This is a genomic window from Aeromonas sp. 2HA2 (assembly GCF_029237345.1).
GTDB classification, from domain to species: Bacteria; Pseudomonadota; Gammaproteobacteria; order Enterobacterales; family Aeromonadaceae; genus Aeromonas; species Aeromonas salmonicida.
In genome coordinates this window covers 24,240-50,605 of record NZ_JAACGB010000018.1, presented here as the reverse complement: position 1 = coordinate 50,605, position 26,366 = coordinate 24,240, and the positions used below count along the sequence as shown (strand labels likewise).

The window sequence follows — 26,366 nt, the reverse complement described above, 5'->3', positions numbered from 1 at the left end:
TGTGCGACCGCCCGCATATTTGTGCCCGGGACAAATGTGCGACCGCCCGCATATTCTGCCGCCGGCGTCATCAGGGGCAACAAGCGCCTTTTGCATCTTCCCCCTCGATCCCTGACAATCTCATTTCGTGTGAAGTGACGGGAATCGCTCATCTTTTTCCGTGCTCACCCCCTCGTTTGAATTGGCGGGAGTCGTCCATGTTTACCCTTTACCACTCCAATCAGCTGGATCTGCTCAAGGAGCTGCTGGTCAACCACATCCGGCAGGCACCTCTCGCTCACCCCTTCGAGCAGGAACAGATCCTGGTGCAGAGTCCTGGCATGGCCCAGTGGCTCAAGCTGGAACTGGCCAAGGCATTCGGCATCGCCGCCAATATCGAATTTCCGCTTCCCGCCAGCTTTATCTGGGAGATGTTCACCCGAGTGCTGGCGGATGTGCCGCGCCAGAGCCCCTACAACAAGGGCGCCATGAGCTGGCAGCTGATGACCATTTTGCCCGCCCTGCTTGATCGTCCCGCCTTCGCACCGCTCGCCGCCTATCTGGGCTGTGGGGATGAGCAAGATCCTGCCGGGGATCCCGAACAGGTTCGACTGTGGCAGCTCTGCCAGAAGGTGGCGGATCTGTTCGACCAGTATCTGGTTTACCGGCCTGACTGGATCGCTCGCTGGGAAGAGGGGGAAGGGCTGGTCGGAACAGGGAGCCAGGATCTGGCCGGAGTGAGTGGTCAGGATTGGCAGCCGGAACTGTGGCGCGAGCTGGTGGCCCGCACCCTGGCATTGAGCCCCAGCGGCTACCACAGAGCCAACCTCTACGAGGAGTTCATCCACGAGCTGCAACGTACCCGGGATCTGCCGGGCAAGTTGCCCCAGCGGGTCTTCGTGTTCGGCATCTCGGCGCTGCCACCGCGCTATGTGGAAGCCCTGCTGGCCCTTGGCAGCCGGCCGGAGGTGGAGGTGCACCTGTTCGTCACCAATCCCTGCCGCTACTACTGGGGGGATCTGCTCGATCGCAAAACCCTGGCGCGTCTGGAGAACAAGCTCAAACCGGGCACGGACCTCGACACCCTGCAGGGGCCCGCCAACCCGCTGCTCGCCTCCATGGGCAAGCTGGGGCGCGACTACCTGCACCAGCTGATGGAGCTGGAGGTGCCACAAATCGAGGCATTCGTCGATAGCGACGAGCTGGACGCCAGTGGCAATGTCAGGCTGCTGCGCGCGATCCAGAAGGATGTGCTGGAGCTGGCTTCGCGGGGCGAGGGCCAGTTCGATCTCGACAGCAGCCACCACAAGAGCCCGATCGATCCAACGGATGGATCCCTGCAGATCCACGCCTGCCACGGCCCGATGCGGGAACTCGAAGTGCTGCACGACCGGCTGCTGGCACTGTTCGAGCGGGACCCGTCCCTCACCCCGAAAGATGTGGTGGTGATGATGCCGGATGTGAACAGCTATGGCCCCTACATTCAGGCCGTGTTTGGTGCCCGAGGGCAGATCCCGTTCGCGGTATCGGATCGGGCGGCGAGTCAGGAGAGCCCGCTGCTGCAAAGCTTCCTCGCCCTGTTGCACCTGCCGAACGCCCGCCTCGGCGCCGGCGAGCTGCTCGCCATTCTCGAGGTGCCCGCCGTGCTGCGCCGCTTCGAGCTGGATGACGACGAGTTCAACCAGCTGCGGGTCTGGGTGCAGGAGACCGGCATCCGCTGGGGGCTGGATGATGCCTACCCGGAGCGCTTTGAGCTGCCGCGCATGTCCGGCAACAGCTGGTTGTTCGGCCTGCGCCGTATGCTGCTTGGCTTTGCCATGGGCGACGGCGAGCCGGTGGCGGGCATGTCGTTCTGTGCCGATCATGGTGCAGGGCAGCAGGGCGCTGTGGCCAGCATATTGCCCTATGCCGAGATCGAAGGTCAGCAGGGCCTGGCCCTTGGCAAGCTGGCCTGGTTTGTCGACTCACTGGCGGAGTTTCTGCCCCGTTTGCAGCGTGAGCAGAGCCTGCCCGAGTGGTCAGCCTGCCTCCTTGATTTGCTGGATCGCTTCTATCTGGCCGACGAGGAAGAAGAGCGCCTGCTGCAACTGATCCGCAGCCAGCTGGCCGACTGGCAGACCCAGCTTGGCGAGGCCCGCTTCGATCAGCCCATCACCGCCGACCTGCTGCAAGATTACCTCGGCAAGGTACTGGGGGAGTCCCGCTCCAGCCAGCGCTTCCTCGCCGGTCAGGTCAACTTCTGTACCCTGATGCCGATGCGCTCCATCCCCTTCAAGCAGGTCTGCCTGCTCGGCATGAACGACGGCGTCTACCCGCGCACCCTGGCCCCCATGGGGTTCGATCTGATGGCGGTGGCGTCGCGGCGCGGGGATCGCTCGCGCCGCGATGATGACCGCTACCTGTTCCTGGAGGCGCTGCTCAGCGCCCAGCAGGGGCTCTATATCAGCTATCAGGGCTTCAGCGCCCAGGACAACAGCGACAAGGTGCCGTCCGTCTTGCTGGCGGAGCTGATCGATTATGTACGCCAGGGCTTCGTGCTGGCGGGGGATGATGCGCTCGACGACGAGACCTCCGGCGAGCGGCTGCTCAAGCACCTGGTGGTCGAGCACCCGCTCACCCCCTACAGCCGCAGCTACTTCTATCCGGAAGCAGAGTCCCGCCTCTTTACCTATGCCGCCGACTGGCTGCCCGCCCTCAATCCGGTGCGTGGTGCCGCCAACTTCCAGAGTGGCGAGCTGCCATTGCCGCCCGAATGGGGGAGAGAGCAGGGGCTGGAGCTGGCGGAGCTGCTGCGCTTCTATCGCCAGCCCGCCAAGTATTTCCTCAACCGCCGCCTCAAGGTGTGGTTTGAACTCAACGAGGCCAATATCGAAGACAGCGAGCCGTTCGAGCTGGACGGCTTGCAGCACTACCAGCTCAAGGCCCTGCTGCTCGATGCCCATCTGGCACAGGGTGACAGTGCGGTGCGGCGTGAGCGGTTGCAGCTCACCGGCCTGCTGCCGCAAGGATGGTTCGGCAGCCTGCTGCTGGAGGATCTGGACGCCGAGATGGGCAAGCTGGCGGAGCGCCTGCGCCCCTGGGTCAGTGAAAAACAGGCGGTGGAGATCGATATCTCCCTGGCCCAGGGCCAGCTGCAAGGGTGGATCGACACCCAGAAGGGGCGCTTGCTGGTGGTCAAACCCGGCAGCTTCAACGGCAAGGATCTGCTGCTGGGCTGGATCCAGCACCTCTGCCTCTGCCTGAGCTGTGCTCCCGGTGACACCCTGCTGTTCGATGCCAAACAGAGTCTGCGGCTGCCCAAGCTCTCGGCCGACGAGGCAAGGCCCAAGTTGGCGGCGCTGGTGGCGCTCTGGGCGCAGGGGATGAAGCGGCCGCTGCCGTTTTTCCCCAATACGGCCTGGGATTGGCTCAAGGCGATGGAGAAGGAGCCCGACAAACCGGATGCCGCCGACAAGGCGGCCCTCACCCGTTTCAACGGCGGCTGGATGGTGACTGGTGAGGGGCAGGATGTTTACGTTGTCCGCTGTTTCCCCGAACTGGATGAAGCCGTGCTGAGCCAGTTGCAGGCGCTGGCCCGCGAGCACCTGACCCCGCTGCTCAAGACCCTGGAGGAGCTGAAATAATGGCTAACCCGCTCAATACCCTGCGCTTTCCCCTCCACGGTGAACGACTGATCGAAGCCTCTGCCGGTACCGGCAAGACCTACACCATAGCCGGTCTCTACCTGCGGTTGCTGTTGGGTCACGGCCCGCTTATCGAAGAGGGGGCGGATGCCGGTCAGCCCAGCGCCCACGAACGGCCGCTCTCTGTGACCGAGATCCTGGTGGTGACCTTTACCGAGGCGGCCACCGCCGAGCTGCGCGGGCGGATCCGCGCCCGCATCCACGAGGCGCGCCTCGCGTTTTTGCGTGGTGAGAGCAAGGATGTGCTGCTGACCCAGCTGCTTGAAGAGGTGGAGGATCACGAACTGGCGGCCCGTCGCCTGCTGGCCGCCGAACGGCAGATGGACGAGGCGGCTGTCTTTACCATCCACGGCTTCTGCCAGCGGATGCTGACGCAGAATGCCTTCGAGTCGGGCGCCCTCTTTGAAACTGAATTTCTCACAGACGACAGCCAGCTCAGGCTGCAGGCGGTGAGTGACTACTGGCGCGCCGAGTTCTATCCGGTGGATAAAACCCTGGCCAGTTCGGTGCGTGCGCTCTGGCCGAGCCCCGCCGCCCTGCTGCGGGAGATGAGCAGCTGGCTCGACAACAGCGAGCTGGAGATACTGCCTGCGCTGGGGGATGAGACTCTTGCCGCTCGTCATCAGGCGGCCATGGCCCGTATCGAGGCGGTGAAAAATGGCTGGCTGGCGCAAGGGGACGAGATCCGCCGCCAGACAGAGGGGCAAATCAAGCTCTATACCGGCAAGAACTACGAAGGCTGGCTCGCCAAGATCGGGGACTGGGCGCAGGATCCGACCAGCGGTTATAACCTGCCCAAGGATCTCGAGCGCTTCGGCCAGGAAACATTGGAGGCCAAGCTGAGCAAGGGGAAGGCGTTACCAACCCTGCCGCTGTTCAGCCAGATCGACGAACTGCTGGCGAGCCGCCCCGGTATTCGTGACCTTATCCTGCAACGGGCGGCCAGGGTGGTGCGCAGCCGGATGCAGGCGAGCAAGCGGCAGGCTCATCAGCTCTCGTTCGATGACCTGCTCAAGGATCTCGACGGGGCGCTCGGCTCCAGTCTTGGCGAGCGGCTCTGCGATCGGATCCGCGCCACCTATCGGGTGGCGATGATCGATGAATTTCAGGATACCGACCCCCAGCAGTACCGCATCTTCCATCGTCTCTATGGTTCACAAGAGAGTGGCGGCCACCAAGACACTGCGCTCTTGATGATCGGTGACCCCAAGCAGGCCATCTACGGCTTTCGCGGCGCCGACATCTTTACCTACATTCAGGCGCGGCGAAATGTGAGCGCCCACTACACCCTGGGGCGCAACTGGCGCTCCAGCAGTGCGCTGGTGGGGGCGGTCAACGGCCTGTTTGAGCGGGCCAAGGATCCCTTTATCTACGAGGCGGATATCCCCTTCCTGCCGGTAGAGGCGCAGGGCAAGAGCAAGGCGCTGCTGCTCGATGGTGTCACCGCCCCTGTGCTCCACTGCTGGCAGCTGAGCGGCCAGCCCACCTTCAATCGGGGGGATTACCAGAGCAAGATGGCCCGCGCCACCGCCGCCGAGATCCACCGTCTGCTGACCCTGGCCCGTGAGGGCAAGGCACAGATAGGCGATCAGGCGGTGAAGGCCGGAGATATCGCCGTGCTGGTGCGTACCGGCGCCGAGGGCAAGCTGGTGCAGCAGGAGCTGGCGAGGCTCGCCATCGCCTCCGTCTATCTGTCGAACCGCGAGAGCGTGCTGGAGCAGGTGGAGGCGCGGGAGATACTGCTCATTCTGCACGCCTGCCAGAACCCGAGTGAGGAGAGGAGCCTGCGGGCTGCGCTGGCGACCGGGCTGTTCGATCTGGATGCCAAGGCGCTCGATGCGCTGGCCTCGGATGAACGGGCGTGGGAGAGCGCGGTGCAGGAGTTTATGGAGTACCGCAAGATCTGGCACCGCCGCGGCGTGCTGGCCATGTTGCGGGCCCTGCTGCACAGGCGCAATCTCGCTTCCTCCCTGCTGGCGAGCCCCTATGGGGAGCGGCGGCTGACCAACTTCCTTCATCTGGCTGAGCTGCTGCAACAGGTGAGCAGCGAGCTGGATGGGGAATATGCCCTGCTGCGCTGGCTGGGGGAGGCGGTGAGCCGCCCGAGCGGCCAGGATGCGGAACAGGTACTGCGGCTCGAATCCGAGCGCAAATTGGTGCAGATAGTCACCATCCACAAATCCAAGGGGCTGGAGTACCCGCTGGTGTTCCTGCCCTTTATCTGCAGCCACAGAACCGCCGAGACCCCGCTCTATCACGAGGTGGATGAAGCGGGCAATCGCACCATTCTCGACCTGACCGGCGCCGACTCGTCGCTTGCCGAAGCGGACAAGGAGCGCCTCGCCGAAGACTTGCGACTGCTCTACGTGGCGCTGACCCGGGGCGTCTACGCCACCTGGCTGGGGCTGGCACCGGTGCGGGCCGGTAACGGCAAGTCGGAGAAGACAGACCTGCACCACACCGCCATCGGCTATCTGCTGCAAAAGGGCGAAGAGGGAGATGCCGAAACCCTGGCGACCGCTTTGACCGAGCTGTCGCAGGCGCTGCCCGGGGTGGCTGTCGGTGAGCCCTCGCTCACCCGTCCCGCCCCGCTGCCAGTGGAGCAGGAGCAGCTTGGCGAGCCGCAGGTGCGCCACTTTACCGGCTCCCTTGAGCGGGACTGGTGGATCAGCTCCTACTCGGGGCTCGCGGCGCAGGGCCACGGTCACAGCAAGGGCGTGCTGGCCAATCCCGGTTTCGATGACGAGGTAGCCACAGAGTCGGCGAGCGCGGCTGCCTTGCTGGCTGAGTCGGGGGAGGTGGTAGCGCCTGAGCCCTCCATCTTCACCTTCCCGAAAGGGGCGCGCCCCGGCACCCTGCTCCACAGCCTGTTCGAAACCATCGATTTTCAGAGCGCCGGTGGCGACTCGCTGGCACACCATATCGCTGTCCTGCTGGCGAAAGATGGCTTCGACGAGAGCTGGGCCCAAGTGCTGCAACAGCATGTGGAGGCGGTGCTCGATACCCCGCTGGATACCGGCTTTGGCGAGCCGGTACGGTTGCGGGATCTGGCGCCCGAGCGCAAACAGGTGGAGCTGGAGTTCTTCCTGCCCATGGGGCGGGTGACGGCACCGGCGCTGACCGCGCTCTGCCAGCAGCACGACCCGCTGTCGCGGGGCAACAAGCCGCTCAGCTTTGCCACAGTGCAGGGGATGCTCAAGGGCTTTATCGATCTGGTGTTCGAGTGGCAGGGGCGCTGGTATCTGCTCGACTACAAATCAAACCACCTCGGCATGAGCCCGGCCGATTACAGCCGACCGGCGCTGGAGCGGGCGATGGCCGAGCATCGCTACGACCTGCAATACCAGCTCTACTCGCTGGCGCTGCACCGGCTGCTCACCCTGCGCCTGTCGGGCTACGACTTCGAGCAGCACTTTGGCGGGGTCTTCTATCTGTTCCTGCGCGGCATGCCGCAGGGGGGCATTTTCCATACCCGGCCGAGCCGTGAACTGGTGCTGGGGCTGGATCGGTTGTTTAGCGCAGGCAGTGAGCTGCCAGCAGCGGGATCCCAAGCATTGAACGAGGTAGAGGTATGAGCGACACCATGATCAGCACGGCGACCAGCGCAATGATGGTTGAACGGTTGAAAACACTGGCGCTGGCTGGCTGCATCCGCCAGCTGGATCTGCAATTTGCCAAGCTGGTGGCCGACCTGGGCGGCAGCCCCGAGCTGGTGCTGGGGGCTGCGCTCGCCTGCTTCGAGCTGGGGCGCGGCCATGTCTGTTTGCCGCTGGCGATGCTGGCAACAGGATCCTTGCGGCCGTTCGGGCTGGATCCCCAGCAGAGCCGGGATCTGCTACTGGATCTGGCGGATCCTGCCCGCTGGCCCGCCCTGTTTGCGGAGAGTCCCTTGGTTGGCACCGAGCAAGATGACGGGGTCGCCCCGCGTTGGCCGCTGCGGCTCTGGCACGGGCGGCTCTACCTCACCCGCTACCACGATTTTGAGCTGGGGGTGGCCCACCACCTTCGAGCCTTGAGTGAACGCGCCGAATGGCCCGAGATAGCTCCGGCCCTGTCGCGGCTGTTTGCCCGCGACTACGGGCTGGTGTTCGGGGCGCTGCTGAAAGCCCGCCTCGCCCCCGACTTCTCGGCCCGCCACTTTATCGAGAAGTATCTCGATCTGGTATTCCCCCATGAAGTGGATTGGCCCGCCATTGAGGCACTGCTGGCTAGCGCCCAGGCGGCGAGCGATCTTGGCAAGCTGGATGCGCTGGTGCCCGAGTCGCTCTGCTGCAACGGCCAGAAGCTGGCGGCGGCCACCGCGGCGGCGCGCCCCTTTGCGGTCATCTCCGGCGGCCCCGGCACCGGCAAGACCACTACTGTGGCCAAACTGCTCGCCATTCTGGTGGAGACCGGCCTGCAAGCAGGCAAGGCGCCGGCGATCCGGCTGGTGGCCCCCACCGGCAAGGCGGCGGCACGCCTGACCGAGAGTATCGGCTCTGCCTTGCAGGCCCTCGATCTGCCCCCCGAATGGGTCGAAGCCATTCCCACCGAAGCGGGCACCTTGCACCGGCTGCTCGGGGTGATCCCGGGGCGCAGCCAGTTCCGCCACCACGCGGGCAACCCGTTGCACCTCGACTTGCTGGTGGTGGATGAGGCCTCCATGGTCGACCTGCCCATGATGGCGCGCCTGCTCGATGCGTTGCCAAGCCACGCCCGCCTGATCCTGCTCGGCGACAAGGATCAGCTCGCCTCGGTGGAGGCGGGGGCCGTGCTCGGCGATATTTGCAGCTTTATCGAACAGGGCATCAGCCCGGCGCAGGCGGATTGGCTTTCCCGCCAGACCGGCTACCGCTTGCAGGGCACGCCCGCGGGGGCACCGGTGCGCGACAGCCTCTGCCTGCTGGCCAAGAGCTGGCGCTTTGATCAGCACTCTGGCATTGGCCAGCTGGCGCGCGCCTGCAACGGCGGCGATGCGGCGGCGGTGGAATCGGTCTGGGGCATGGGATTTGCCGATATCAGCCTGCACCCCTGGGCGGGTGAAGCCTACGACGCCCTGATTGCCCAGGGGGTGGCCGGTTACGGCAGCTATCTGAAGGCGGCCCGCGCGGGGGAAGAGCCCGCCGCCGTGTTCAAGGCTTTCAACGGCTTCCAGATCCTCTGCGCCCTGCGCGACGGCCCCTTCGGGGTGTTGGGGCTTAACGAACGGCTTGAACTGGCCCTGTCACGGGCCGGACTGATTGCCCGCGATGGCGACTGGTATGCCGGTCGCCCGGTAATGGTGGTGCGCAACGACCACGGGGTCGGCCTCTACAACGGCGATATGGGGCTCTGCCTGCCGGATGAAAGCGGGCGGTTAAAGGTATGGTTTGAGCAGCCGGACGGCACCCTGCGCGCCCTGTTGCCCAGCCGTCTGCCGCCCCACGAGACTGTCTACGCCATGACCATCCACAAATCCCAGGGTTCGGAGTTTGCCCATACAGTGCTGGTGCTGCCCGACAGCCCCAGCCCGCTGCTGACCCGTGAGCTGGTCTATACCGGCATCACCCGCGCCAAGGCGCGCCTCGATCTCTACGGCGATCGCGCCCTGCTGGCACAAGCGGTGCGGAAAAAGACCGAGCGTTATTCCGGATTGGCGGAGAGGTTGCGGGAGTGAGTGATCGGACGGCGGTAAAGGGATTTGCTGCCCTTTAACGAAGCATCATTAATCGGTCAGGGGGTAAGTAACTGGGGTTCACTATGTACTAATGAAGTATTCCTATGTACTAATGAAGGGTGATTTTATGTTTAATATCAGTGCATTACGCATTGCTTATCTCTAGAAGAGACTAGTACTTCCTTATTGGAAAGCCCCTGCTTGCATTACATAATGCCTGCACATGAGCCACAGTGCGTATAGGTAGGTACTAAATGGATCTTTTGGATAAGGTTATTGAGTTACTGGATTTTGTGTCAAAAAATGCTGCTTCATTGTCATTTTTTGTATTATGTCTTTCTGTTTTTTTCCTCGCGGTTGCTTTATTACTGGGGAGAGTATAATGCAGTTATCATGGGCTAAAATGCCATCAAAATGGATCTCCAGTGGAAAGTTGAAAGATTTAAATGCTAATAAAAATGTTGCAGTAAATATTGCCATCATAAAAATATATATATTAATATGCATTCGTTTGGCGCCAAGTGACAATCCAAAAAATAGCTGTGTTATAACTTATGATGAGATGTCATCTGTCGCTAACTTAAGTCGTACTGTAATTAGTGGGGCGTTAAAATGGCTTATAGCTAATAATGTAATTGAAGCCACTGGCAAAAGAGTTAGGGTGTATAGTATACCTAATTATAATAATCCTGGGTGGTGCAAGTTTCCTATTAAAGATGTTGTTGATAAGTGTGGGGATATTAATTTTTTTAAAATGATATCGAACCGCCATCCTGTTGAATTGCATGCCCTTAAACTAGTGGTCTATTTACTGGCTATCAGAGGGAATGATGATGAGCATTCAGAAGTATCCTTGTCAAAAATAACTTCAAAAATAGGTGTTAACTATAAGGATATATTTCCTGCATTAACACTACTAAAAGTATTGGGGTTGGTTTCAGATTTTCAGAGAGAAACGCTTCCACAAAGAACAGTTAGAATTAGCCTGATAGAATACAAGCAGGATGAAGTATTAAATGTATATTTCCCTTACGGTTCATATCTGCCAAAGGGCACAAGACGCCACATTTCAATGCCAGCGCTTACCGTTTAGTTTTCGATCCGCCCTAGTCCCGATCTCGTATGTTGGGCTTCGCAGGCTCAGCACCAACCTACCGAATGTGTAGGTTGTGGCTGAGCGTAGTGAAGCCCAACATTTACCGCGAAATCTCTTTTTTCCTTCCCTTATCCACAGCCCTTCTCCTCCTTTTTAATAAACGGGAGAAGGGATATTTGGCTCCGTGGTTATATCCCGAATTCACACGTCATTGCCAACGCGTACAATCGGGTAGGCGCAATGAACGAAGTGAATTGCACCGCTGCTATTTATCTGGCAAAAGGTGTAATGCGCTTCGCTTATTACACCCTACCTACTGGCATTAATCTGAGGTTCAGGTTAAAGTGATATTATTAAATCTGATTAACAATGCTGGCGATTAATATGAGTATTACTTTTGAAAAAGCGACTTTGCAGCATAAAGAGCAGGTCTTGAGTTGGCTAAATAAACCTTACGTCCAAGAGTTTTGGGACAACAGTGATGCCTATCGAGAAGATCTTGATATCTTTATGAAAGGCCGAAAAATAACAAGCCCCTATTTTGATGGAATATTTTATTATTGGATTGGGTGTAAAAGTGGTGAGCCATTTTGCCTCATGATGTCAAATAAAATATCGGAAGATGATGAAGTTCCGGATCTCTGGAAATCGTACCTATCAAAAACAGGAAGTACTGTCAGCCTGGATTTTATGATCGGTGAGGAAGTTTTCCTTGGAAAAGGGCTTGCAGCTATAGCAATCAACGAGTTCATTATGTTTTTCCGTTCAACAATAGATGCTACCGCAGATACGTTTATCATCGATCCGGAGCGAGACAATAAAAAAGCGTTACGGGCTTATGAAAATGCAGGCTTTGTAAGGGCTGGAGAGTTTTTAGCTATTTCTGGTGTTTTTGAAGGTTATGAGACGATACTCATGACGAAAAAAGTTTAAGTTTCGTACTGCTACACATCATGTACATGACCTCAAGCAGGTAGGGTGCAATGAACGAAGTGAATTGCACCGCTGCTATTTATCTGCCAAAAGGTGTAATGCGCTTCGCTTATTACACCCTACTTACACACGACAGGATGTCATTGCTTGAGACTTGAATTTAACACCATCGATCTGGAGCGCGATTACGAGCTCTGTGTGCAGGCACGCAGGGATGCCTATTTTTGCAGCTTTCATACCTTTGATGGCTTTGCCGACTTTATCGACGGCTATCGGGAGCGGATCCGCGAAAGGCTGGGGCAAGCGCAATGGCATTACATTCATGTCTGGGCGGGTGAACAACTGGTGGGCCAGCTGGAATTTCGCAGCTTTTCCGATGAACCCGAGACGGGCTATGTGCAGCTGATTTATCTGTGCCCCGACTATCGCGGCAGTGGTCTGGCCGCGCAGTTGCAGGCCTATATTCGCCAGCAGTTGCTGGGGGCGGGCTGTAAATGGGCCATTCTCTCCGTGAGTCGAACCAATTTGCGGGCGCTGAACCATTACCGGCGGTTTGGCTGGCAGTTCTTTCGTCACAATCCAAAACACGCAGAGACGGACTTTTATCGGCTTGAATTGGATACCTCCTGTGGTGGGGGTCAATAAGCGAAGCGTATTGCACAGCGATTTGATGTCCGCCCATTACGGCAATGATATCGCGGCCCTTCATCCTCAGCCCTTCTCCTCCTTTTGATACAAGCGGGAGAAGGGGGCAATGTCGTTACCGCCGTCCGATTACGCTTTGCTAATCGAACCTACGGAGAGGATCTGGGTGAGGTGCCAATACAGGGGCTAGATGGTCAATTCCAGCCGGTTTCCTTCGGGATCGAGGAAGGTGCTTTCGTAATAGCCGTCACCGGTCCAGCGGGGGCCGTCCAGGTGTTTGACCTCGGCGCCCTTGAGCAGCTTGAGGCGTGCTGTCATCTTGTCCACCTCCTCCACACTGCCGAGAGAGAAGGCAATATGTGCCAGCCCCTGCAGCGGGTGCGGCAGGCTGAGATCTGCCGGAAAGAGGATGGGGCTGTGCATCAGCTCCAGACTGGCGCCCCCCTCGAAGCGCACGAAGTAGGACGCAAACTGTTTGACCGGATTGTGGTATCGCTCATTCGCCTGACCGCCAAACAAGGTGCAGTAGAATGTCTTGAGTGCCTCCAGATCCTGTGCCCAGATGGCGACGTGATGTATGTGCATGGCCTGTCTCCTGTGACTTGATGTCCTCCATGCTATGCTGGGCCTTGAATGTTCGACATGGCTGAGCCCGTCCTGATGATGTCTGAAACTGCCAATCCTGAAGTCATTGACGTCTCCCCCGACTGCCGCGAGCAGATCTGCTGTGACAGTCTGTTGCCCGCCCTTGCACAGGAGCAGGTGTGGCTGGTGGGCTATTCTCGCCTGCGCACCCACTATAGGATCGAGCGTTGCTTTGAGGACGTGCACTGTTTTCTGCTCACCCTGGGGGGGGAGGGGGAGGTGTTGATTGGCGATAGCTTCGAGCGGCTGCAAGTCGGGGAGTGGGCCCTGATCCCGGCGGGCCAGCCGCTCTGCTATCGGTTACCAGAGACGCAGTTGCCAGAGATGCGGTTACCGGAGACGCGGCTAGCACAGACGCAGTGGCCAGCGCCGGAGCAGCCACAACCGGCGGCGAAGGGTGACTGGGATCTGGTGTGGCTGCTGCTGCACAAGGACTCCCCCTGGGATGCCTTCGCCAGCCGCCCTCGTCTGGGCTGCACCTCCCAGCAGGGGGCACTGCTTCGTACCATTGAGAACCTCTATGCGGAGCAGGAGCGCCATCAGGACCCGCTGCTCAGTGCGCTCCTGGTAGAACAGCTCGGTTTTTATCTGCGCCGCCTGCTGCAAAAGGGAGAAGGGCAGAGCCGCGGCGAGCGGCAGGCCCTGCGTCTCGAGTTGATGCTCAAAGAATCCCTGGCCGAGTGCTGGGACATAGGGCGGATGGCAGACGCCCTGCACCTCTCCGAGCGCCAGCTCTATCGTCTCTGTCAGCAGCACTTTGCATTGGCCCCCATGGCCTTGCTGCAACGGCTGCGCTTGCAACGAGCCGCCCTCTTGCTGGCCAGCGGCGGCGACTCGGTGAAACAGGTGGCCCAGTTGTGCGGCTTCAAGAACGAGTATCACTTTTCCACCGCCTTCAAGCGCCAGCAGGGTCTGGCTCCCAGCCATTATCGCAATCTGCACCATCCCGCATTTAAAGCCGGATCCGCACGGAGAGGCGGCACTGAGTCGATAGAATAAGCGGTGCACAGACCTGATCGAAAAATAGCGGAATAAGCATTGCCTGGCACCATTTGGCACAGCAACTGAGCTATATTGACCCGCCCCAATGGGATGCCAAAACATGGGTGAAGCATGGGGGGAATAAGCAGGGAGAATATCTGTTCGGATCAGGTAACACAGCTATTGCCGGATTCGGATATAGATCGTCAAATAACCTGAATGGCGGATGTAACTTATATTCTGGCGGATGGAAACCGGGAGAGAAGATCCATTGGCGGGAAAAGCAGGGGGAGATCTCCCCCTGAGGAACAAGATAACTTAGAAGTGGTAACGAAGACCCAGCTTGAACGTATCCATTGAGTGGTGATCGTCACCCAGTGTCAGGGCGCTGAATTGACGCTCATAGCCGATACCGGCAGAGATGCTGCTGTTGAAGGCATAGTCGAAACCGACTTCCAGATTGGGATGAACCCGGCCTTTCGCTTCGTCGATGCGACCCTGCTCGTTGACTCCCAGCGCAGGTATGCTGCCGTTGCCAATCACTTCGACTTCGGTGCGGGTATAGGCGAGGCCAGGTTTGGCGTAGGCAGAGAAGCCATATGCCAGCGGCTGACTGAACTTGGCGGCCAGGCTGATGCTGCGGGTGTCTATGGTGGTGTCAACAAAGCCGGTGGCCACTGAACTGGTGATCCACATCAGCTGGCTCATCTGCTGGGCATGCAGACCACCTTCAATGGCCAGCCAGGGTTTGAAGCTGTAACCCACGATCAGGCTACCGCCATCGAGACGATCGTCCATCAATTTGGCGTCATACGCTTGCTGCGCCATGCCATCCAGATCTGCCTTGGAGGTGATCAGATCCAGCCCTGCATACCAGCCTTCTGCACAGGCGGCAGTGCTGATACCCAGACCGAGCAGGGAGAAAACGAGCGCTTTATTGAAGGTATTCATGGATAAATTATTCCTGTATGCGTGAACTCTGCGTGGTTGAAATACTTCTATCCATGAAGTTTATTTATATTCCCTTTGTCCGCCATTGCTGGAGGGCCGCGGATTATAGTCAGTGCATTCAGCAATAACAACCCATTGTCGTCATGGGTTTTTATATTATGGAAAATAATGGTAGAGCATTATGCTCAATAAATGACTCGTTTAGAGTTTTAGCTTTATTTATATAAATAAAAACAAGGCGGGCTGGCAAGATATAATGGCTGTGGCGAATTTGAATGGCACAAATCTGATTTTATTGAGTATTTCCCTTCATCTGTCGGTAATGACACTTTGATCTCTGGTGTGTTTATTGTGCGGATGTAAACAGAGGTCATCATGGGCATGATGGCGGTTATTCGTTCAATCCCACAGAGTGCCTCAGGCCCGATAAACAGCGCACCTTTGCCCTGTGTTGAACACATTTGTGCCATTGGCCTCACTGGGGCATGACGAGGGTGCATGGCACTGTGCACCCAGGATATTCACACAGCACCCGTTCTTGGCAATAAAAAACAGGGCCGGAGGTTTGCCTCCGGCCCTGTTGCATTGTGCTTGTTCAGTCGGTCAGATGCTGGATTTGACGGTAACGAACTCGGGGTAGGCATCGATGCCGCATTCGTGCACGTCGACTCCCATCATCTCTTCCTCTTCGCTGACTCGCAGCCCCATGGTGGCCTTGAGCAGGCCCCAGACGATGAGGGAAGCACCAAACACCCAGCTGAAGATGACGGCCGCACCCAGCAGCTGGGCCGAGAAAGTGGCGCTCTCGTTGGAGAGGGGCACTACCATCAGGCCGAACAGACCGCAGACACCGTGTACCGAGATGGCGCCGACCGGATCATCAATCTTCAGGCGATCGAAGGCGACGATGGCGTAGACCACCAGGGCGCCGGCCAGGGCACCGATCAGGCTGGCGAACAGAGGGCTGGGGGAGGCTGGGTCGGCCGTGATGGCAACCAGGCCGCCGAGAGCGCCGTTAAGGATCATGGTGAGATCCGCCTTGCCCCAGGTGAGCTTGCTGACCAGCAGGGCACCGACCACACCGGCTGCCGCTGCGGCATTGGTGTTGACGAACACGGTGCCGATGGCGGTGGCGTCGGCAGCGGTGGAGAGCACCAGTTGCGAGCCACCGTTGAAACCGAACCAGCCCATCCAGAGGATCAGGGTACCCAGGGTTGCCAGCGGCAGGTTGGAACCCGGTATGGGGTAGATCTCACCCTGCTTGCCATATTTGCCGCGGCGGGCACCGAGCAGCAGCACGGCGGCGAGGGCGGCGGCGGCACCGGCCATATGCACTATGCCTGAGCCTGCGAAGTCGGAGAAACCGGCCTCTTTGAGAAAGCCGCCGCCCCAGGTCCAGTACCCTTCCATCGGGTAGATGACGCCCGTCATCACCACGCAGAACAGCAGGAAGGACCAGAGCTTCATCCGCTCGGCCACGGCCCCCGAGACGATGGAGGTAGCGGTCGCCACGAACACCACCTGGAAGAAGAAGTCGGAGTGCAGTGAGTGACCGGCATCGTCAGCCTGGGTGCCGATCAGGCTGCCGAAGCTTGGCAACCAGCCACTGGCGGCGTTGTCCACGTACATGATGTTGTAGCCAACCAGCAGAAACATGATGCAGGCAATGGAGTAGAGCAGGATATTCTTGGTCAGGATCTCAGTGGTGTTCTTGGCGCGTACCAGCCCGGCTTCGAGCATGGAGAAGCCGGCGGCCATCCACATGACCAGCACGCCGGATATCAGCAGATAGAAGGTATCGAGCGCATAGCGCAGCTCTGAAACGGACTTGATCAACTCTTCCATGTTGTGTTCCTCGGTTCCTGTTGTATCAAAGGGCTTCTGCGTCAGTCTCGCCGGTGCGGATCCGCACGGCAGCCTGCAGGTCATAGACGAAAATTTTGCCGTCACCGATCTTGCCGGTGTAGGCGGCCTTGCATATGGCTTCGATGATGTGCTCGACGTTGTCGGCCAGGGTGGCGATCTCCAGCTTTACCTTGGGCAGGAAATCGACCTGGTATTCGGCTCCGCGATAGAGTTCGGTGTGCCCCTTCTGGCGACCGAAGCCCTTGACCTCGGAGACGGTCAGCCCCTCGACGCCGAGACTGGCGATGGCTTCGCGAACGTCATCCAGTTTGAATGGCTTGATAATGGCGGTGATCAGTTTCATGCAGCTTCCCCAATCCTTTGGTGGTTGACCCTGATCAAAGCAATTAGTGGGCCAAAAGTATTAGTGTTTATTTTCAATGCTTTAAGTTTATATCTGGCCTATGTAGTGTGATGTTTACCCAATCTGGACAGGGCCGCGCCAAAGCGGTGCCCCTCATTGGTGCAATTATCGCCATCTACTGACACGCAGCCGCAGGGGGGGGTCCCTGGCTCGGCTGGATGAATCCCTTGTCGACTGGGCGTGCCCGGCTCATGGGTTTGCCTGCGTCATTCAGGATTTATAACCGGACAGACGCAATAACCTGAACCACACTGGTTGCAGCCGTTGTTCATACGAACCTGATTTCTGCCGATAATATGGCCAATAGCAGGGCAGGTCTGGGCGGGCAAAGAGCGGCGGGCAAGCTGCCGGGTGATAGTCCCCCCGCTGTTTATTCAACAATCGGGCTTGAGCATCCCCGCCACTGTGCGGGGCAGAAGAACAAGGATGGTCTTTATGCTGCAAGAGAGTGACACGATCAGGATCTCGGACCTTAGTGAGGCCGTAGTGCACGGCATTCTGGAGGTGGTCAGTGACGGGATCTGGGACTGGAACGTCAATACCGGTTTTGTCTATCGCAACCCGGGCTGGTATCAGATGCTGGGCTATGAGCCCCATTCGCTGGGCAACAACGTCTTCACCTGGGAGGGGGTGATCCACCCCGACGACATTGCGCGGGTGATGGCCTGCTTCGATGCCTATCTGACGGGTTCTGCACCCGACTATCGGGTCGAGTACCGCTGCCGCTGTCAGGATGGCAGCTACATCTGGATCGAGGATTGCGGCCATATCATAGCGCGCAATCCGGATGGTTCAGTGGCGCGCATGATAGGTGCCCATCGCAATATCCATGCACGCAAGCTGCTCTATGAACAGCTTGAGTCACGCAACCATTCACTGGAGCAGCTGATCGCCAAACGTACGGCCGAGCTGGTTCAGCTCAATGGGATCTTGCAGCAAAAAGCGGAAGAGAACCGCCAGCTGGCAGAAACCGATGCCCTGACCGGCGCCGCCAGCCGTTATCGGCTCGAGCGGGATATCCAGATGGAGTGCGAACGGGCCAAGCGCTTTCATCAGCCGTTCTCGGTGATCGCCATTGACGTGGATGACTTCAAGCAGATCAATGACAGCCATGGCCACGCCGCCGGGGATCAAACCCTGATCAACGTAGTGGCGCGGGTGCAAAGCCATATTCGCGAGATTGACCTGCTGGCCCGCTGGGGTGGGGACGAGTTCATGGTGGTGCTGCCCAATACCGCTCTTGCTGATGCCAGGCGGGTGGCCGACAAGCTGAGGGCGCTGATCGCCCAGTCACGGGTCTGCGAGCAGCGCGATATCACCCTGAGTTTCGGGCTGGCGGAATACCGGCTGAATGAGCCCCTGAGCCAGCTGATGGTACGGGTGGATCGGGCGCTTTATCAGGCCAAGCTGGCGGGCAAGAACCAGATCGGTGAATAGATGACAAGGGCCTGTTTTCACCGGTTGCCCGGTCGCGACCGGTTGTCGGATTTCTCTCATTTACCCCCCGAATGCGTATTGACCGCGCGATTGCCTTGACTCCTGTTGAGGGCGCTGGTTTGATGCGCGCTCTTTAATCCCCCATGAGACATGAATCGATGAAAAAGAGCATCCTGGTTGCCCTGACTGCACTGCCCCTGTTTGCCCACGCCGGTCTGATGGACTCCCTGACCGATACAGTGACCAGCAGTGTCACCAGCAGTGCCAAAGAGATGGCTGGTACCGCCATGGACAGCGCTTCCAACGAAGCGATCAAGAGAGCGCTGGACATCAAGGAAGGCGGCTCCAACAAGCAAGCCATCAAGGACAAGCTGGGCGCGCCCATCACCACCAAGACCGAAGCCGGTCTGGAAGTGTGGACTTATGACCTGAGCGCCCTGAACAAGGCCTCCCCGCTGCTGGCTGAAACCACCAAGACTCTGCTGAAAGAGTCCGAAGTGGCCCAGAAGAACGTGGTCATCAAGTTCGAAGGCGAAACCGTCAAGACCCTGAACCTGGCCGACAAAGCCAAGGCTTGAGTCTGAGTGACGTGCATGAAAAAGGGGCCTGATGGCCCCTTTTTGCTGGCTGACGTTCATGATCACACCTTGAAGCGACGCACCAGGGCCAGCAACTGGCGGTTGGAGCTGAGCAGCGACTCGGCGCTCTGCTCCGTGTTGCGGCCATTTTCTACCAGCAGGTTGAGCATGTCGCGGATGCTCACCATGTTGCGGTTGATCTCCTCTGTCACCCGGCTCTGCTCCTCGGCGGCGGTGGCGATCTGGCTGCTGAGATCGTGGATCTGCACCACTGAGTCGGCCATGCTGTCGAGCCCCCCAGTCACCTGCCCAGTGGTATCTGCCGCGGCCTGACAGCTGCGTTTGGTCTGCTCCATGGCGACGACGGCGTCGGCCACCCCCTGAGTGAGGCGCGACAGCATGCTGCCCACCTCGGCGGTGCTGTTCTGGGTACGGGCCGCCAGGGCACGCACTTCGTCAGCCACCACGGCGAAACCGCGGCCCTGTTCACCGGCCCGGGCCGCTTCGATGGCGGCATTGAGCGCCAGCAGGTTGGTCTGGGCGGCGATGCCACCTATCACTCCGAGTACGCTGCCAATCTGCTTGGCATCTTCCTGCATCTCCAGCACCTTGGCGGCGGCGAGATCCACTTCGTCGATCAGGGCCACTACGCTGGCGGAAGCCGATCCCACTACCTTGCGTGAATTGGCGGCCTGGCCGTTGGCGGCTTCGGTGAAGCTGGCCGAGTCGCTGGCGTGTTGTGCCACGCTGTCGGCGGTGGAGCTGAGCTCGGTGAGAGCGGTGACCACCTGATCCGTCTCGGCGGCATGTTCACCCAGGATCCGTCTTGCCTGACCCGTCTGCTGATCGAGCTGCGCCAGTTCGCGGGTGATGAGGTCGGTGGCGTCAGTCACCTGCACCATCATCTGCTGCAAATAGGCGATGAAGCGGTTCACCGACAGAGCGATGTGATCCAGCTCGTCATTCCCCTTCACCTGGATGCGGGCGGTCAGGTCCGCATCGCCGGCAGAGAGGGCGTCGATATTCTGTTTGAGGGTCTGCAAGCGGCTGCCGAGCTGAGTGATGGCCAGCAGCATCAGCACGAACAGCAGTCCGACCAGGGGCAGCTGGATGGCGGCCAGCGTGGTGAGCACGTCCTGGCTGTCCTGGGTCAGGGTGCTGGTTGGCAGGGCGGTGGCCAGCAACCAGGGAGTCCCCTCTATGGCCTGCAGCAGCAATGTCTGTTCCTGCCCCTGATCCTGGAAAGTGGCGCGCAACAGCCCAGTACCCCGGCTCTGGCCGATCAGGCTGGCGATGGCACCGGCGAAGGGGTAATCGGCGTGAGCCGAGAGGTTGCCCAGCACAACATCCCCGTTCAGACGGGCATTCTTGCTCAGGATCTTGCCGTCAGCCTCGATGATCATCACTTGGCCCCCTATCTCCTGCTCTTTCCTGGCCACCAGATCGTTGAAGAAACCCAGGGTCACATCTATGGTCGATACCCCGAACAGGGCGCCGTTGCGATAGATCCCCATTGCGCAGTTGGTTCTCGGCTGCTGGCTGGCACCGTCCTTGTAGGCCGCCGCCCAGACGCACATGCCCTGAGGAGCCTGTTGCCCCGCCTTGTGCCAGGGCTGTTCGAAGTAATTGGGGGCCTCGGCCGAGTTCCAGTAGGTGTTGGGGATCAGCTTGTTGGCCGCATCCCTGTGAAAGAAGGTGCTGAACTTGGCGCGGCCCGCTTCCCGTTGATCCGGCAGCGGCCAGATGCCGCCGCCAAACACCATGGCATTGCCATATTGATCGATCAGCGCAGGCAGCAGGGCATCAATTTGCTCGCTTGGCAGCTGGGCGACCAGCTGGGTGATGCTGCGGGACTGGCTCTGTACGCCGTTGAGCTCATCGAGGATGTCGGTGGCGATCTCGCTGACCAGCAGTGTCACATTCTGTTCACCGGCCTTTTGCAGCGCCGGCTTGATCCAGATCTGGATGCCGATGACCGTCAGGGCGCACACCAGCACCATGAATCCCACGAAGACGGCTGTATATCGTCCCTTGATTGTTCCCAGACTCCACCCCATAACGACTCCTGTCTGTTGTTGGCACTGTCTTGCGTGACCTTGTTGTTTGAGTCGCCATTATTAGCCATTTCGAACATAAAACGTTTGTTATCGCTCACAGAACCCGGAGCAGAAGATAAGGGAAATGACGGCTCGACGGGGTGATCCCCCTGCCGTGAGGCAGTGCGCGGGAAAGTGGAAAAAAGAAAGGGTGGCCGAGGCCACCCTTGTGCTGATTGCGATGCGCTTACTGGTGCGCTTCGGCAAACTGCTTCATCGCGTCGGCGTGCTTGGTCATGCCGTCGGCGCGCAGGTTCAGGTTCTTCACGAATTCGGCTTTCTTGGCCGGGTCTTCGATCCTGTCATAACGTTGTTGCAGGTTGGCTTGGATCTGCTCCGGAGTCATGTTTTGCATGCGGGCCATCTTGTCGTGGCGGCCACCGTGGTGCTTGCCACCTTTCATGCCGCTGCCATCCATGGGGCAATTGGTCATGGCGCCGGCCTGGGTAGTGGCAACGGCTTCGCTGGCGGCATAGGCGCCGAGCGGCAGGCCAAGGATCAGGGTGGCGGTCAGCAGAGTTTTGGTCAGAGTCTTCATGGTATATCTCCTTGCGGATTGAGTTCGGATTCGGCTTGCTCGCCTTGACCTCAAGTAAACACCAGACCGGTGTCTGAACTTTGCCAGTTGAAGCCTATTTTGTAGCAGAGTGTGACATCGGGATCTTGTATTTCACCTTGCTGAAGACGGTAGTGACAACAGGGGCCTCCCATAGAAGAGTGGCTGCCTCCCGGTTAAATTTATCTGCTCATCGGATCAGGGGAATAAGTGATAGTGGCGGGCCGAAATATATTCAGTGCCGGTATGAACCAATAAAAATACCCCACCGGATGCAGTCTCTGGCGGGGTATTTCTATGTCGCCGGTCAGGCAACATCATTATCGTGAGAAAACCACAGGGTGAATAGGTTGGTTCAGCGCTGGCGGCCGCTGCCAACGCTGTAAGGCATGCGATAGCTGTCGCTTTCACCGTCCAGGCTGAGGGTGAGATTGCCCTGGGCTCTCATCGGCAGTCGTACCTGCTGCATCCCTTTCAGCTCGGCGGGCACCTGCTTGAGTAGATCGCCGGAGGCGTTGCGGATCATCAGGGTCGGGTTGGCGCTGCTGCTGCTGGCGTTATCGTGCCAGTTGACGAACAGCAGGCCGGGGGCTGCGCTGACGTCGGCCGGAATGGCCGCTTGTGCCATGCCGATGTGGGCCAGTCCGGCCAGTGCAAACAGGGTCAGGGTCTTTTTAATCATCATTGTCTCCTTGGTGTGGCTCGCCGAAGGATGCCGGCGTTGTGTGTCATGGTGTCAGGCGCCGCCCGAACCGGGCGCGGTCTGCATCATGGGGAAGGAAAGCGCGTCTCGTCGGGCGCAGGGAGGCTGGCCGCCGTGATGCCATCGCCATCCGAAGGGGGCTCCCGGGTCAGGCGGTCTGTCTTTGCAGGCTGGTGTGGTGTGGCCGCCGCTCTGGCAAGGGCCTCACTGGCGGCATAAGCCAGCATGAAGGGCGTGGTGAGGGCGAGCATGGCCTGTCTCCTGCAATGAGCGAATATGGACGAGTTGGTGTGCCCCCAGTAAACCTTCGCCTTGTGTCTCAACTTTGCCGAGTGACCGCTTTTTTGTAGCAGAGTGTGGCATCTTGCTGATCTGGCACACTTTGACACAAACCGCCCGACAGATTTTCGTATACTCGTGCCAGCTCTAACAGGAGAGGCTCTCATGAACCAAAGCAGCACCCACATTCTGGTCGTCGACGATCACAGCGAGATCCGCGATCTGCTGAAACGCTTCCTGGAGCAGCATGGCCTGCGGGTCAGCTGTGCCCGGGATGGCAAGGAGATGAAGCGGTTGCTGGAAGAGCGGGAGTTCGATCTGCTGGTGCTGGACCTGATGATGCCGGGGGAGGATGGTCTGACTCTGTGCCGGGAGCTGAGGGCGAAATCCTGCCTGCCCATCATAATGCTCACCGCCATGGGGGAGGAGACGGACCGCATCATAGGGCTGGAGATGGGAGCCGATGACTATCTTGCCAAGCCGTTCAACCCGCGGGAGTTGCTGGCTCGCATCAAGGCGGTGATGCGTCGCACCAACGTCGAGCCGCAGCCCGCCCCCGAGACCCTGACCCGGGATCTGCGCTTCGATCGCTGGCTGCTCGACATCAACCGGCGGGAGCTGGTGGATGAAGAGGGCGTGGGGCTGAGCCTCTCTACCGCCGAATTCGACCTGTTGCGGGTGTTTCTGGAACGTCCCCAGCGGGTGCTGAGTCGGGATCAACTGCTGGATCTGGCCCGTGGCCGGGAGGCTGTCGCCTTCGATCGGGCCATCGATACCCTGGTGAGCCGGCTGCGCCGCAAGCTGGAGCGGGATCCCAAGAACCCCGAACTTATCAAGACCATCTGGGGTGGCGGTTACCTGTTCGCCGCCGATGTGACCCAGGTGTGACCTCGTGGCCATGATCAAGCGATTGTGTTCCCGCCTCTGGCCCAAGGGGCTCACCGGCCAGATCATACTGGTGGCGCTGGCCGGGTTGGTGTTGATCCAGCTCCTCAGCATCCAGATCTACCGTTCGGATCGGGAGGAGGCGCTCGGCTACATCAACAGCCGCAATGCCATGCAGCGCATCGTCTCTGTGGCGCGTCTGCTGGCTCTGTCCCCCCCCTCGCTCTACGACGAAATTCTCAAGGCGAGCCGCAGCGATACCCTGCTGCTGCGTCTCTCTGACGAGCCGCTGCAACCGGAGAATCGCAGTCCCCGTTTCGAGCAGCAGGTGCGTTCACGGCTGGGCTATCCACCGTCACTGATGGTGGAGATCAGTGCCGAGCTGAAGCAGGATGCCCAGCGCAGCCGCGCCTGGAAACACCACTCCCGCATGATCAAGGACCGCAAGGGGATGCCGCCACCGCAGGACATGCGGCTGTATGGCTCCATCCAGTTGCCGCACGGGGGCTGGCTGCAGTTCAGCTCTCTGGTGGACAAGGAGTCGTCGAGCTGGTCCTGGCAGACCACCTTCAACCTGATGCTGGTAGCTAGCATGGTGATAGGCCTGATGATCTGGCTGTTTCGCCGGGCAACCCGGCCGCTCAAGCAGCTGGCCGCCAACGCCGACCGGCTGGGGCGTGGCGAGGATATAGAGCCGCTCCACGAAGAGGGGCCGACCGAGATCCGTGAATCCATCCAGGCGTTCAACCGCATGCATACCCGGCTCGACCGCTTCGTGCAGGACAGAACCCGGATGCTGGCGGCCATCTCCCATGACTTGCGCACCCCCATCACCAGTTTGCGGCTAAGAACCGAGTTTCTGGCCGAGGGAGAGGACAAGGAACGCATTCAGCAGACCCTGCAACAGATGGAGCAGATGCTGGCGGCCACCTTGAGCTTTGCCCGGGAAGAGGGGCAACAGGAGGCGACCAGGGAGCTGGATCTGGTCAGTCTGCTGGAGAGTCTGTGTGACGACTATGCCGATACCGGTCAGCCGGTGACTTGCCTGGTGGAGGGAAAGCAGGTTTATGCCTGCCGCGCCAATACCTTGCGGCGGGCGCTGCAAAACCTCATCGGCAATGCCATCAAGTACGCCGGCAGTGCCGAGGTATCGCTGGAGCGCACCGAGAGTGAGCTGTTGATCCGGGTCTGCGATCAGGGGCCTGGCATAGATCCTGAACGGCTGGAAGATGTGTTCAAGCCGTTCGTGCGGCTCGATGAGGCGCGCAATATCGAATCCGGTAGCGTTGGGCTGGGCCTCTCCATCGCTCGCACTCTGGTACATCAGCATGGGGGCGAACTCACCCTGCACAACCGGGAGCAGGGTGGGCTGGAAGCCAGGATTAGCCTGCCCCTGTAACTGTGTCGAGTCTGTATGAGGAGGGCGCCCAGGTGGCGCCCTCCTTGGTTTATTTTGCTGCTATCAGACTGAAATAACGCCAATTTCATACTGGGTCATGCTTGCTCTTCTATGATGAAGCTAGTGATAATAAATGGCCGCATAGATGTCCAATAACAAGGTGGGTTCAGGAATGGCGGTCTCTTCTGGGGCAGGTTGGCGGGTCAGCTGGGGCGCAGGTTTGCTGCTCCTTGCACTCTTGCTGCCCGTTTGGGCTACCCCGGCGGTCAAACCCCTGATAGTGGCCAACTCCAAGGCCTGGCAGCCCTTCTCCTACATCAATGACAAGGGGCAGCCGGATGGCCTGTTGATCGACTACTGGCGGGAGTTCGAGCGGGTCACTGGGCGGCCGGTCCAGTTCAAGCTGGTGGACTGGCAGACCTCGCTGGAGCTGGTGCGCTCCGGCAAGGCCGATGTACATGGTGGCCTGCTCTGGTCACCGGAGCGCACTCCGCTCTATGACTATGGTCGGGCGCTCTCCCGGCTGGATGCCCAGCTGTTTTTTGCCAATTCTCTGCGCGGCACAGATGTTAATTACTACCTGTTGCACGAGAGTGTGGGGGTGGTAGCGGGAGGTTATGAGGAGTATTACGCCCGCAAGCACTTTCCCAACACGCGCCTGCAAGCCTTTGACGATAACGATGCCATGCTGAGTGCCGCTTTGAGCGGAAAGCTGGATGCCTTCATCGCCGATCTGCAGATGGCCAATTTTTATATCTACACCTCGAAAGATCCCACCCGCTTCATTCCGGTACGCCATCTCTACAGCGATGAGGTGCGTTTTGCCGTCGCCAAGGGCAATCAGGCCCTGTTGCAGGAGCTGGAGCAGGGATTTTCTCACATGGGCGAGGCGGACAGGGAGCGCATTACCCGCAAATGGATGCATATAGAGACCGTCTATCCAATTCACTTATGGTTCTGGCTATCGGCGACGGCAGGGGCTGTATTGCTGGTTTACATAGTGCAGCTGAGGCGCGCTGTGGCGAGCAGTACCGCCGAGCTGGTCCGGGCCAATGCCCGGCTGGAGAGCCTCGCCAACACAGACTCCATGACGGGGATCCTGAACCGGCGCGCCTTCTTGCCGCTCTTGGCCGAGCGGCTGGCAAGCGGTCAGGCTTCGGCCCTGCTGCTGTTCGACATCGACCGCTTCAAGGGCATCAATGATCACTTTGGCCATGGCGTCGGGGATGAGGTGATCGTCGCCCTGGCCGAGCGGGTGGAGGCCATCTTGCCAAGCGATGCGCTGTTTGCCCGGATCGGGGGAGAGGAGTTTTGTATCAGCTTGCCGATGGTAGATATGGCGGCGTTGCAAGGCTGGGCAAGCCGGATCGGACGGGGGGTGAGTGCTCAGAAGTTGCAGACCAGTGCCGGTGAGCTGGGGCTTTCCATCAGCACGGGGGCCGTCTGGGTTCCATCAGGGGTTAGGGCAGAGAGCGCTGGCTTGCTGCAGCAGGCAGACAAGCTGATGTACGGTTCAAAATCCCGTGGTCGCAATACCTGGCAGGCAGCCTGTTATGAAGAAGAGGACGCGGAAAAAGGGGAGACATAGGCCGCCGCCCGGGATGGGCGGCGGCGAT

The 26,366-nt window shown here is 59.4% G+C and carries 20 protein-coding genes; 12 read left to right on the top strand and 8 right to left on the bottom strand.

What is annotated here, in order from left to right; translation table 11 throughout:
* Positions 1-197: 197 nt before the first annotated feature.
* The 6 genes from recC to GWQ29_RS19110 all read left to right on the top strand — a co-directional run bounded on the left by recC (position 198) and on the right by GWQ29_RS19110 (position 11,971).
* Entirely contained in the window at positions 198-3,602 is a 3,405-nt protein-coding gene (gene recC, locus GWQ29_RS19135) for an exodeoxyribonuclease V subunit gamma (RefSeq protein ID WP_275920094.1), read from the top strand.
* Entirely contained in the window at positions 3,602-7,237 is a 3,636-nt protein-coding gene (recB, locus tag GWQ29_RS19130; RefSeq protein ID WP_275920093.1) for an exodeoxyribonuclease V subunit beta, read from the top strand. Before recC ends, recB begins: the two co-directional genes overlap by 1 nt.
* Positions 7,234-9,297, top strand: coding sequence for an exodeoxyribonuclease V subunit alpha (gene recD / locus GWQ29_RS19125; RefSeq protein ID WP_275920092.1), 2,064 nt, complete (start codon positions 7,234-7,236; stop codon positions 9,295-9,297). The genes recB and recD overlap by 4 nt, the downstream gene beginning before the upstream one ends.
* Before the next feature lie 382 nt (positions 9,298-9,679).
* Positions 9,680-10,390, top strand: a complete 711-nt coding sequence (locus GWQ29_RS19120) for a hypothetical protein (protein WP_275920091.1) — start codon at positions 9,680-9,682, stop codon at positions 10,388-10,390.
* Positions 10,391-10,777: 387 nt separating this feature from the next.
* Positions 10,778-11,326, top strand: a complete 549-nt coding sequence (locus GWQ29_RS19115) for a GNAT family N-acetyltransferase (protein WP_275920090.1) — start codon at positions 10,778-10,780, stop codon at positions 11,324-11,326.
* Between the two features lie 147 nt (positions 11,327-11,473).
* On the top strand, positions 11,474-11,971 hold the full coding sequence (locus tag GWQ29_RS19110) for a GNAT family N-acetyltransferase (RefSeq protein WP_169046945.1): 498 nt from the start codon (positions 11,474-11,476) through the stop codon (positions 11,969-11,971).
* A gap of 186 nt (positions 11,972-12,157) precedes the next feature.
* Here the strand turns inward: GWQ29_RS19110 and GWQ29_RS19105 are convergent, their stop codons facing one another.
* Positions 12,158-12,556 carry a VOC family protein gene (locus GWQ29_RS19105; protein WP_275920089.1) on the bottom strand — a complete coding sequence of 133 codons (399 nt, stop codon included), beginning with the start codon at positions 12,554-12,556 and terminating at the stop codon, positions 12,158-12,160.
* 57 nt (positions 12,557-12,613) lie between these two features.
* On the opposite strand from GWQ29_RS19105, the gene GWQ29_RS19100 reads away from it, so the two are divergent.
* Positions 12,614-13,615, top strand: a complete 1,002-nt coding sequence (locus GWQ29_RS19100) for an AraC family transcriptional regulator (RefSeq protein ID WP_275920088.1) — start codon at positions 12,614-12,616, stop codon at positions 13,613-13,615.
* A gap of 300 nt (positions 13,616-13,915) precedes the next feature.
* On the opposite strand, the gene GWQ29_RS19095 is transcribed toward GWQ29_RS19100, so the two are convergent.
* The 3 genes from GWQ29_RS19095 to glnK form a co-directional block, all read right to left on the bottom strand.
* Positions 13,916-14,548 (bottom strand): porin family protein, encoded by a 633-nt coding sequence (locus GWQ29_RS19095; RefSeq protein WP_005316583.1) that lies wholly within the window; start codon positions 14,546-14,548, stop codon positions 13,916-13,918.
* A 603-nt stretch (positions 14,549-15,151) separates the two neighbouring features.
* Positions 15,152-16,393: an ammonium transporter gene (locus tag GWQ29_RS19090; protein WP_275920087.1), complete on the bottom strand. Its 1,242-nt coding sequence runs from the start codon at positions 16,391-16,393 to the stop codon at positions 15,152-15,154.
* 25 nt (positions 16,394-16,418) lie between these two features.
* Positions 16,419-16,757 carry a P-II family nitrogen regulator gene (gene glnK / locus GWQ29_RS19085; protein ID WP_005316576.1) on the bottom strand — a complete coding sequence of 113 codons (339 nt, stop codon included), beginning with the start codon at positions 16,755-16,757 and terminating at the stop codon, positions 16,419-16,421.
* A gap of 495 nt (positions 16,758-17,252) precedes the next feature.
* Between glnK and GWQ29_RS19080 the strand changes: the two genes are divergently transcribed.
* Complete coding sequence (locus tag GWQ29_RS19080; protein WP_219598208.1) at positions 17,253-18,254, top strand: sensor domain-containing diguanylate cyclase; 1,002 nt, start codon at positions 17,253-17,255, stop codon at positions 18,252-18,254.
* A 158-nt stretch (positions 18,255-18,412) separates the two neighbouring features.
* Positions 18,413-18,832 (top strand): hypothetical protein, encoded by a 420-nt coding sequence (locus tag GWQ29_RS19075; RefSeq protein ID WP_169046939.1) that lies wholly within the window; start codon positions 18,413-18,415, stop codon positions 18,830-18,832.
* 62 nt (positions 18,833-18,894) lie between these two features.
* Here the strand turns inward: GWQ29_RS19075 and GWQ29_RS19070 are convergent, their stop codons facing one another.
* The 4 genes from GWQ29_RS19070 to GWQ29_RS19055 form a co-directional block, all read right to left on the bottom strand.
* On the bottom strand, positions 18,895-20,889 hold the full coding sequence (locus GWQ29_RS19070; protein WP_265422289.1) for a methyl-accepting chemotaxis protein: 1,995 nt from the start codon (positions 20,887-20,889) through the stop codon (positions 18,895-18,897).
* 226 nt (positions 20,890-21,115) lie between these two features.
* Positions 21,116-21,466 carry a hypothetical protein gene (locus GWQ29_RS19065; RefSeq protein ID WP_005316566.1) on the bottom strand — a complete coding sequence of 117 codons (351 nt, stop codon included), beginning with the start codon at positions 21,464-21,466 and terminating at the stop codon, positions 21,116-21,118.
* A 373-nt stretch (positions 21,467-21,839) separates the two neighbouring features.
* Positions 21,840-22,169: a hypothetical protein gene (locus GWQ29_RS19060; RefSeq protein WP_034524465.1), complete on the bottom strand. Its 330-nt coding sequence runs from the start codon at positions 22,167-22,169 to the stop codon at positions 21,840-21,842.
* 83 nt (positions 22,170-22,252) lie between these two features.
* Positions 22,253-22,438: a hypothetical protein gene (locus GWQ29_RS19055; RefSeq protein ID WP_265462703.1), complete on the bottom strand. Its 186-nt coding sequence runs from the start codon at positions 22,436-22,438 to the stop codon at positions 22,253-22,255.
* A 193-nt stretch (positions 22,439-22,631) separates the two neighbouring features.
* Between GWQ29_RS19055 and GWQ29_RS19050 the strand changes: the two genes are divergently transcribed.
* The 3 genes from GWQ29_RS19050 (at position 22,632) to GWQ29_RS19040 (ending at position 26,338) form a co-directional block, all read left to right on the top strand.
* A complete protein-coding gene (locus GWQ29_RS19050) occupies positions 22,632-23,354 on the top strand; it encodes a response regulator (protein ID WP_265422287.1) in 723 nt (240 codons plus the stop codon).
* Positions 23,355-23,364: 10 nt separating this feature from the next.
* The gene (locus tag GWQ29_RS19045; RefSeq protein ID WP_275920107.1) at positions 23,365-24,750 is read left to right on the top strand and encodes an ATP-binding protein; all 1,386 of its coding nucleotides are present in this window, start codon (positions 23,365-23,367) and stop codon (positions 24,748-24,750) included.
* A gap of 172 nt (positions 24,751-24,922) precedes the next feature.
* Positions 24,923-26,338 (top strand): sensor domain-containing diguanylate cyclase, encoded by a 1,416-nt coding sequence (locus tag GWQ29_RS19040; RefSeq protein ID WP_275920086.1) that lies wholly within the window; start codon positions 24,923-24,925, stop codon positions 26,336-26,338.
* The last annotated feature ends 28 nt before the right edge of the window (positions 26,339-26,366 follow it).